We start from the raw sequence: 9,223 nt of genomic DNA on the forward strand, positions 1-9,223 counted from the left end.
GCTGCCCTTATGAGACAGCCTCAAAGAATAATACATCCACCCCGTCTGCTGCGCAGACACCCCTCAAGAGGGGAATTTAAGTCAAAACATAGCCCACGGTTTCAACCGTGGGTAAGGAAAAATCTACGTTATCTTTACCCACGAATAAATTCATGGGCTATGTTTTGGACAGAACGCTGTTCTGTCCCTACAGAGTCAGTTGTTACAACTGACGGAACAAGATTCCAAACTTCGGAAGTTTTGTGGTGCAAATTTGGGAATCTTCCGAAATTTCTATTCAAATATGAAGAAATATCCGGTACATGTGCCACATCTTACAAAATATGTTCCTATACCCAAATTTGAGATGTCAACAGTCAAAAACGGGTTTTCATTATTCAGTATAGATAAAACTTTTTCGCCAAGCAAGTTGTAAATATCAATTTGTTTATTAATCGGGTGGCATTCATTCAGTGCACCTAAGTTAATCAAATCTCGTGAGGGGTTTGGATAAATATGAAAATTGTGCGTGAAATCTCTATTATCTTCAACACTCGCAGGGTCGCCAATGACGTAAAGAGCTGTTTTGAAATGAGCACCAGGATATTTTTCACTGTCCCAATTATACCCTTGATAGCCATATTGAGCAGAAAGATATACCAAGTTGTCATTTGAATCGTGAAATTTTGTAAAATCAAGTGACGCAGTATCCCCAACAAAGGACATAAGTGTAAATTCGTATTCGGCTTTTCCACTATTATCATATTTTCTTACTAACTGCTCATAATCAGGGCGTTTTTCATGCAACATTACAGTTGAAGCTTCATTCAAAATATGGGCAGTTTTGAAAATTGAATTATCAGGAGAATCAGAAGTTGGATTTAATGTGTCTGAAGTATATTTCAATTTTAAATTATTATCATATGCGTTAAGAAAAGTTTTCTTATAAATATTTAAGTTAACTTCATTATATCGAATTAAAAATTCTCCATTTGGGTTGGAATTGATAAAAAAAGCAGTATAGAGAGAATCACCATACTTAATCAATGATTTTGGTGTCAAAATTTCGTCAATTTTTAGTAAGTTTATTTTGTTATATCTATGTGGAAATCCCCCGGTTTGTTCGTTGATAATTACATAATGTCCGGAATTATATCTTTCCATACGAACTGAGGTAATAGTATTGGGAATTTTCAGTGGTGTCAAATTGATTTTTTTTCTTTCTTTCAATTCCAAATTCACATAATATCGATTCATATATAAATTATCTTCGCTTTGAATGTATTCGGGATTGAAAATTTCATTGCCATCATTTGAAAAAAAATATGGAATGTATGTGAAACTCTGGATTAGAGCGCTTGTGGCTTCATTTATAATATTCAATTCCTTATCAAGCTCCAAATATGTAGGTGAAATGTGAGATATTAAGCCAAAATCGTCACGAACGCTAAAGTTACCTAATATTTTAATTTTACCATCTTTTTCTATAAAAACATCAAAAATTCTTATGTTTTTATCAGAATTCAGTGATTTAATAGTGTCACCTAATGTATTGATTAGTATAATTTTTAGTCTGTTTGGTTCATTTGGCTTCACAGTGGTATAAATGAATAATTTATTACCATCAATATAATCTAATACATAACTATTATCCCACAAACGCTCATCAGGAGCATAATCATATATATTTCTTTGAATGATTTCTTGAGAATTAAGACTTGGTGCCAAAGCCATTAAAATTAGAATGCATAAGAATATTCGTTTCATTTTAGTATCTCCAAATAAATTGTTATTTTATAAAACAAAAGCAAAATCTCGTAGAATTTCTCGCGGCGGGAATAAGACACCTTCAAAGCTCCCCGTGCTTCGAATGTTCATCGCGCAATCATAAGCTAGCTCTCTCGCAAATGAGTGGATTCGATATAAGCCCTATGTCACAAATTCTCAACATCAAATTTCCATTTTGAAATTGAACACTCTCATATGTGTAATAAACAAGTCAAAGTTCGATTTGTTACATTTTGTTGAAAAAAAAGTTTAAAACTACTAAGATGTGCCACACCTGATACGCTTATAGTCATGGGATTAATTATTCAATTAAGATGTTCATATTTGCGAGGTGTGGCACATCTACATCAACAACTTACCTTACCCACGAATAAATTCATGGGCTATGTTTTGGACTGAACGCTGTTCTGTCCCTACAGAGTATATTTTTTCCATCAGGTGTAACTCCTGACGAACAATTTCAATACTTCCGCATAATTTTGCGATTTTTAATGACGATTTGCCCCAAATCTGCTAATTTTCTGACGTGGCGGATTACTGTTTCGACGCGCAAACCGACCATAGCCGCTAATTCATTCCGGGTGAATGGGAAGATATAGTATATGGGTTTGATTCTGCCTTCGTCGTCGTAACGCTTCATACTTTTCAACTTGAAATAGTCAATTATGCTCAGAATTTTGTGTTCTGTGGATTCGTTTAGCACTTCCTTCAGCAAAAAGGATTTGTAGTTGACTCGCTCGCTGAGGATTTTGTCCAATTCGAGATGGAATGCAAAGTTGTCCTTGATTAGCTCTTTGAAATTTTCTATGTCAATTTTCATGATTGTAGATTCAATCACCGAAACCGCAGTGCATGGGTAAGGGAACTTCCCGAAGATTGCCGGTTCGCCGAAGCTGTCGTTATCCGCAAAGAATCCCATTATCAGTTCGTTGCCCTGGTCGTTGTAGGTGAACATCTTAACGATACCCTTTTTGATTTGGTAGAAGCATTTCGCCGATTCCCCTTCGGCAAAGATTTCATGGTTTTTGGGGCATTTGCTTTCGATAGCCCCGTAGCTCAACAACAAATCAACACTTATAGACATAAAAAACCCTTCTGAATATTTACTACATACAAAAATAGAACAATTTTCGATAAAAAAAACATCTAAGCGGATTTTTTTATCCGTTTATGATTGAAGTCATAAAAAAATCGAAATTGAGGTTATAAATTTGTACTGTGATTTTAGAACAATTTTATAAAAGGTACTTAAATGAAAAACAGGATTAAATTATACGCTTTAATAATAGTAGCTGCAACTTCGACATTGTTCTTTGTACAATGTGGTGGCGGAGACGATGCTGCTTCTAACGACCCGATGAAAAACAAGGGTATCGGACCGGTAAAAACGGTAACAATTGGAGAAATTGACCAGACTATGGTAGCTGAAGGCAAAGAAATTTTTGATTCAAAATGTTCAGCCTGCCATAAGATGGAATCGAAATATATAGGACCTGCACTGAAAGGTGTAACTGAAAGACGTACCCCCGAATGGATTATGAATATGATTCTCAATCCTGAGGAAATGCTAAGAAAAGACCCAATTGCCAAGCAGCTAATGAAAGAGTATTCGGCTCCAATGGCAAATCAAGGTATAAAGCAAGACGAAGCAAGAAAAATGTTGGAATATTTCAGAACTGTTAAATAACAATTAGGAGTGTTTGGTATGTATAGAAATTATATTAATTTGATAGCATTGATTTCATTTGCAATGCTTACAATAGCTTTGACTTCTTGCGGCGAATCAAAGCAATCGGGCGCCATGACGGCATCCGGAGCCGCTGAAAAAGTTTATGTCGCCCCCGGTGAATATGACGAGTTTTATGCCTTTATGTCCGGCGGATTCAGCGGACAAGTCAGCGTCTATGGTTTGCCTTCCGGAAGATTGTTCCGCGTGATTCCGGTGTTTTCGCAAGATGCTGAAAAAGGCTACGGTTATGCAGAGGAAACAAAGAACATGCTGATGACATCTTGGGGATTTGTTCCTTGGGATGATGCTCACCATCCGCAATTATCGCGGACAAACGGTGTGACTGACGGCAGATGGCTGTTTATAAACGGGAATAACACTCCCAGAATAGCCAGAATAGATTTGACAACTTTCGAGACAGCCGAAATCATTGAAATTCCGAATTCCGGTGGCAATCACCCATCACCATATGTAACCGAGAACACGGAGTATCTCGTCGCAGGAACAAGATTTAGCGTTCCTATCCCACAAGAAGATGTATCTATAAATGAATACAAGGAAAAGTTCAAAGGTACACTTACATTCATCAAAGTTGAACCGACTCATGGCACTATGAGCGTTGCTTTCCAGCTACTTATGCCGGGTTTCGACTATGATTTGGCAACTGCCGGCAAGGGCAAATCACACGGTTGGTCTTTTTTCACAAGCTACAACGTCGAGCAAGCAAATACTTTGAAAGAAGTCAATGCATCGCAACTTGACAAGGATTTCATCACAGCAGTGAATTGGAAAAAAGCGGAAGAATACATTGCCCAAGGCAAGGGAAAAGTGATGAAAACATCGTATTTACATAATGTATATGACGAAAGCAAACAAACAACAATTTCATACAAAAAAGACGAAGTGCTGATTTTAACACCTGAAGAATGCCCGGGAGTTGTGTATTATATTCCGACACCGAAATCTCCACACGGCGTTGATGTTGACCCAACAGGCAATTATATTGTTGGTAATGGCAAATTATCAGCAGATATGTCGGTATATTCATTTGACAAAATGATGACTACAATCGAAAATCAAGATTATGAAACTACGATTGACGGAATTCCTGTTTTGAAATACGAATCAGTTTTGGACGGAATTGTATTGCAACCGGGCTTAGGACCATTACATACCGAATTTGATGGCAATGGATTTGCGTACACAACATTCTTTATTTCATCGGAAATCGTAAAATGGAAATTGGACGATAAATCAGTCGTTGATAGAGTGCCATGTTATTATTCAGTAGGTCACTTGATGATTCCCGGTGGCGACACGAGAGAACCATACGGAAAATATGTTATTGCATTGAATAAAATAACTAAGGACAGATATTTGCCTACAGGACCGGAATTAGCACATTCGGCACAATTATATGACATTTCGGGCAATAAAATGGAACTTTTGCTCGATTTCCCGACAATTGGTGAACCGCATTACGCACAGGCAATACCTGCATCGAAAATTGTACCTAACTCTAAGCAATATTTCAAAATTGAAGAAAACAATCACGAACACGTTACGAAAAAAGAAGCTGATGCAAAAGTAGTTCGAAAAGGTGATACAGTACGTATTTACATGACAACAATTCGCAGTCACTTTGTTCCCGATAATATCGAAGGCATCAAAGTTGGCGATAAAGTATTCTTCCATGTTACAAACTTAGAACAAGATTGGGACGTTCCACACGGATTTTCTGTGATGGGAGCTCGTAATGCTGAATTGTTGATTATGCCCGGACAAACCAGAACATTGTACTGGGAACCGACAAGAGTGGGCGTATATCCATTCTATTGCACAGATTTCTGCTCTGCATTACATCAAGAGATGCAAGGTTATGTAAGAGTTTCACCCGCAGGAAGCAATCCTGAGATGAAATGGTGGACCGGCGACTAATAATAGTCACAAAATTAAGTAAAAATAAAATGAAAAAGTTTAGCATAATTATTGGGATAGTAGGTTCGTTGCTTTTATTAGCAACGTTCCTATTCCCAATTTGGTCAATTAGTTTGGAAGCACCTCAGTATCCGGACGGTATCAACATGTATATTTGGATTAATCAAATATCGGGTGATACCCCTCATACTCTGCAAAACGTTAATATTTTGAATCACTACGTAGGGATGAAATCAATAGAACCGGAATCAATACCCGAATTGACTTATTTCCCATATATTATTGTATTTATGACATTGTTTGGGATTGCAGCCGCAATTTCAATGAAGAAGAAAATCGTGATGACATGGATGATTACATTAGTAATTATCGGTATTGCCGGCATGGTGGATTTTTACATGTGGGAATATGATTACGGACATGACCTTAACCCGAATGCACCAATTAAAGTGCCCGGGCAGACATATCAGCCACCTTTAATCGGCTCGCAATATTTATTAAATTTCAAGGCGACTTCACTGCCACACGTTGGGAGTTACTTTATCGGTGCGAGTTTCCTATTTATGGGGGCGACTTATTTTATGTTGAAAAAAGCAAATAAACCCAAAAAGGATAAATTGGAGGATAAAAAATGAAATATTTATTATTAATTATGATTGTAATATTAGCGGCATGTTCGCCGGAGCCTGAAGCAATTAACTACGGACACGACAATTGCGAATATTGCAAAATGACTATCATGGACCCGAAATTCGGAGCCGAAGTGGTCACACAAAAGGGTAAAGTCTTTAAATTCGATGCGATAGAATGTATGATGGACTACATGTATGATGATGATTTTACGAAAGATAAAATCGCATTATATTTAATCAATACATTCAATAATCCGGGCGAATTATTCGATGCAACTATTGCTTCATATTTAATTAGCGATAATTTGCCAAGCCCTATGGGAGCATTTTTGAGCGGATACGAAGACCTTACGACAGCAGAAGCAATGTATGCCGAAAAAGACGGACAATTATACGACTGGCATTCGCTCAATGAATTATTTAAAGCAAGATTTGAATTAATCAATCCGGATAATAATTATAAATGAAGCTCTTGCTATCATATTGCCTAATTTTTCTCTTTGCATATGCAGAGTCCCTCTGCATAGTTCATACAATTACACCCAAAACTAAGAATTCAATCTCGGAAATCATCAGTAATGCTAATTCGGGTGATACAATTTTAATTAAAAAGGGATACTACAAATCACGAACAATATTGATTGATAAACCAATAACGATTATTGGTGAAAAGAATACAATAATCGACGCCGAAAATACGGCGGAATTATTCGTCGTAAAAGCTGATAATGTCTCAATTATCGGACTCAATCTCAAAAACATAGTATATAACTCGCTCAAAGATAATTCTGCTATTTTAGTTGAAAATGCGAGTAATATTAAATTGAAAAATAATAAAATCGAAAACTCATTTTTTGCTGTTTATATAAAACGTTCCAATAACATCGAATTGCACAATAATACAATAAAAGGCAATTCAGTCAAGGAAGCCCTATCAGGGAATGCAATTCATATTTGGTATTGTACGAATGTGATAGCCGACAAAAACAATCTATCCGGACATCGAGACGGAATTTACATCGAATTTTCAAAAAATTGCCTGATTACGAATAATAACAGTCATAATAATTTGCGTTACGGATTGCATTTTATGTTTTCCGATAGTTGTGATTATGAGAGGAATACTTTCAATCACAATGGAGCGGGAGTTGCCGTAATGTACTCGAAATATATTTCAATGACATATAATAATTTTTCGCTCAATCGCGGGACGGCATCTTACGGCTTATTATTAAAAGATATTTCAAACAGTGTAATTAATCGGAATGTATTTACTTCGAACACTGTCGGGATATATGCCGAAGGGACAAATCGTTGCATGATTACCGAAAATGATTTTAGAAATAATGCTTGGGCTTTGCGATTTTTGTCTAATTGTTTCGATAATACAATCTCGTTTAACAATTTTTATACAAATACATTTGAATTTGCAACGAACAAAGGCACTTTCAGAAATAAAATGGAAAATAATTACTGGAGTTCGGCAAAGATTTTCGACTTGAATCGCGACGGAATAAGCGATATACCGCATCGTCCGATGACATTATTTGCATATTTAGTCGAGACTTATTCCGAAACATTAATTTTAAATAGAAGTTTTTTTATTAAAATCTTGAATCTGTCAGAAACCTTGTTGCCTTCGATAACACCAAAGGACATTGTTGACGATAGACCATTAATGGCACCGCATAAATATGATAAAAATAGATAATATAAATAAGCACTACGGCAAAAATCATGTGCTAAAAAATACAAATTTGGATATTTTGTCTGACAAAGTTACGATTTTATCCGGTCCGAATGGTTCGGGGAAGACTACTTTAGTCAAACTGATACTCGGCATTGTATTTCCCGATAACGGAGCAATTTATTTAGATGGCGAGAATATCAATGCCGGAGTACATTACAAGAATAAAATCGGATATATGCCGCAAATGCCAAATTTTCCGGAAAATTTGACCGGAAATGAAATACTTAATATTTGCAAGAAATTACGGAATAGCGAAGTAGATTTTACCGAATATATCGAATATTTCAGGCTCGAAAATCATATTAATAAGCCTTTTAAAACGCTCTCAGGCGGGAATAAGCAAAAAATAAATCTGATTCAAGCATTCGGATTTGACAGCGATTATTTAATATTAGATGAACCGACTGTCAGTCTCGACCCTGTTTCAAGGCTATCGCTTAAAGAATTGATTATCAAAAAGAAGAACGAAGGCAAAAGTATTTTAATTATCACACATATTTTGTCTGAAATCATAGATATTGCGGACAAATTAATTTATCTTGTAGAAGGGAACACACTCTTTGACGGCGGAATACATGAACTAAACACAATCACACAAAGCGAAAATTACGACATTGCAATATCACAACTGACACATCAATATGAAAGAAATATATAAAATATTCAAATACAGCATAGCTGATATCACCAGAAGTCGTTGGCTGCTGGCGTATTTATTATTCTACCTTGCGTTCGGGCTAATACTTTTTTACCTCGACAAAGATTTCGGGAAAGTCCTAATCAGTATTTCAAATATTATAATCTATATAACGCCATTAGTATCAATAGTTTATACAACAATATATTATTACAATTCCCAACATTTCATAGAATTATTGCTCACAATGCCCATCCAACGCAAGAGTATAATCTATGGAATTTACTTCGGAATCTCGTTGGCTCTGTCACTTGGGCTAATAGTCGGAATCAACATTCCCATTTTGCTCAACTTGCAATATGTTGACAGCATTTCGAGTTTAATCTTGCTAAATATGAGCGGAATAGCACTAACATTCATTTTTACGGGCATATCGCTGCTCATCGTATTGAAAAACGAGAATCGAATAATAGGATTTGGGCTTGGAATCGTGTTGTGGCTATTCGCATCGGTACTTTACGACGCACTCATACTTTCGATGATAATTCTACTAAAAGATTATCCGCTTGACAACATGATACTCATCACGACAATCATCAACCCGGTCGATTTGGCACGCGTTTCTGTCATTCTGAACTTCGAAAGTGCCGCCGTACTTGGCTATACGGGCTTGGTATTCCGAAACTATTTCAGCACCTCGCTCGGGCTAATCATCTCAATCGCACTAATGCTGATTTGGACAGTATCTCCAATCCTATTCACAAAGAGAA

10 protein-coding genes are annotated in these 9,223 nt (G+C 36.4%); 7 read left to right on the plus strand and 3 right to left on the minus strand.

The annotated features are described in order from the left end of the window. Positions 1-134: 134 nt before the first annotated feature. The 3 genes from M9949_15015 to M9949_15025 form a co-directional block, all read right to left on the minus strand. Positions 135-281, minus strand: coding sequence for a hypothetical protein (locus M9949_15015; protein MCO5252714.1), 147 nt, complete (start codon positions 279-281; stop codon positions 135-137). Then, positions 274-1,746 carry a T9SS type A sorting domain-containing protein gene (locus tag M9949_15020; protein MCO5252715.1) on the minus strand — a complete coding sequence of 491 codons (1,473 nt, stop codon included), beginning with the start codon at positions 1,744-1,746 and terminating at the stop codon, positions 274-276. Before M9949_15020 ends, M9949_15015 begins: the two co-directional genes overlap by 8 nt. Before the next feature lie 481 nt (positions 1,747-2,227). Beyond that, positions 2,228-2,851 carry a Crp/Fnr family transcriptional regulator gene (locus M9949_15025; protein ID MCO5252716.1) on the minus strand — a complete coding sequence of 208 codons (624 nt, stop codon included), beginning with the start codon at positions 2,849-2,851 and terminating at the stop codon, positions 2,228-2,230. Positions 2,852-3,019: 168 nt separating this feature from the next. Between M9949_15025 and M9949_15030 the strand changes: the two genes are divergently transcribed. The 7 genes from M9949_15030 to M9949_15060 form a co-directional block, all read left to right on the plus strand. Further along, entirely contained in the window at positions 3,020-3,454 is a 435-nt protein-coding gene (locus tag M9949_15030; GenBank protein ID MCO5252717.1) for a cytochrome c, read from the plus strand. Between the two features lie 18 nt (positions 3,455-3,472). Beyond that, positions 3,473-5,434, plus strand: a complete 1,962-nt coding sequence (gene nosZ / locus M9949_15035; protein ID MCO5252718.1) for a Sec-dependent nitrous-oxide reductase — start codon at positions 3,473-3,475, stop codon at positions 5,432-5,434. A 29-nt stretch (positions 5,435-5,463) separates the two neighbouring features. Then, entirely contained in the window at positions 5,464-6,069 is a 606-nt protein-coding gene (locus M9949_15040) for a hypothetical protein (GenBank protein MCO5252719.1), read from the plus strand. After that, positions 6,066-6,533 carry a nitrous oxide reductase accessory protein NosL gene (locus M9949_15045; GenBank protein MCO5252720.1) on the plus strand — a complete coding sequence of 156 codons (468 nt, stop codon included), beginning with the start codon at positions 6,066-6,068 and terminating at the stop codon, positions 6,531-6,533. The genes M9949_15040 and M9949_15045 overlap by 4 nt, the downstream gene beginning before the upstream one ends. Then, positions 6,530-7,777: a nitrous oxide reductase family maturation protein NosD gene (nosD, locus tag M9949_15050; GenBank protein ID MCO5252721.1), complete on the plus strand. Its 1,248-nt coding sequence runs from the start codon at positions 6,530-6,532 to the stop codon at positions 7,775-7,777. The genes M9949_15045 and nosD overlap by 4 nt, the downstream gene beginning before the upstream one ends. Continuing rightward, positions 7,761-8,474, plus strand: a complete 714-nt coding sequence (locus M9949_15055; GenBank protein ID MCO5252722.1) for an ABC transporter ATP-binding protein — start codon at positions 7,761-7,763, stop codon at positions 8,472-8,474. The genes nosD and M9949_15055 overlap by 17 nt, the downstream gene beginning before the upstream one ends. Continuing rightward, positions 8,458-9,223, plus strand: a 766-nt coding sequence (locus tag M9949_15060; GenBank protein ID MCO5252723.1) for an ABC-2 transporter permease, incomplete at its 3' end; no start/stop codon positions are given. The genes M9949_15055 and M9949_15060, both read left to right, overlap by 17 nt.

Source organism: Candidatus Kapaibacterium sp., from assembly GCA_023957315.1.
Taxonomy (GTDB): Bacteria; Bacteroidota; Ignavibacteria; order Kapaibacteriales; family UBA2268; genus PGYU01.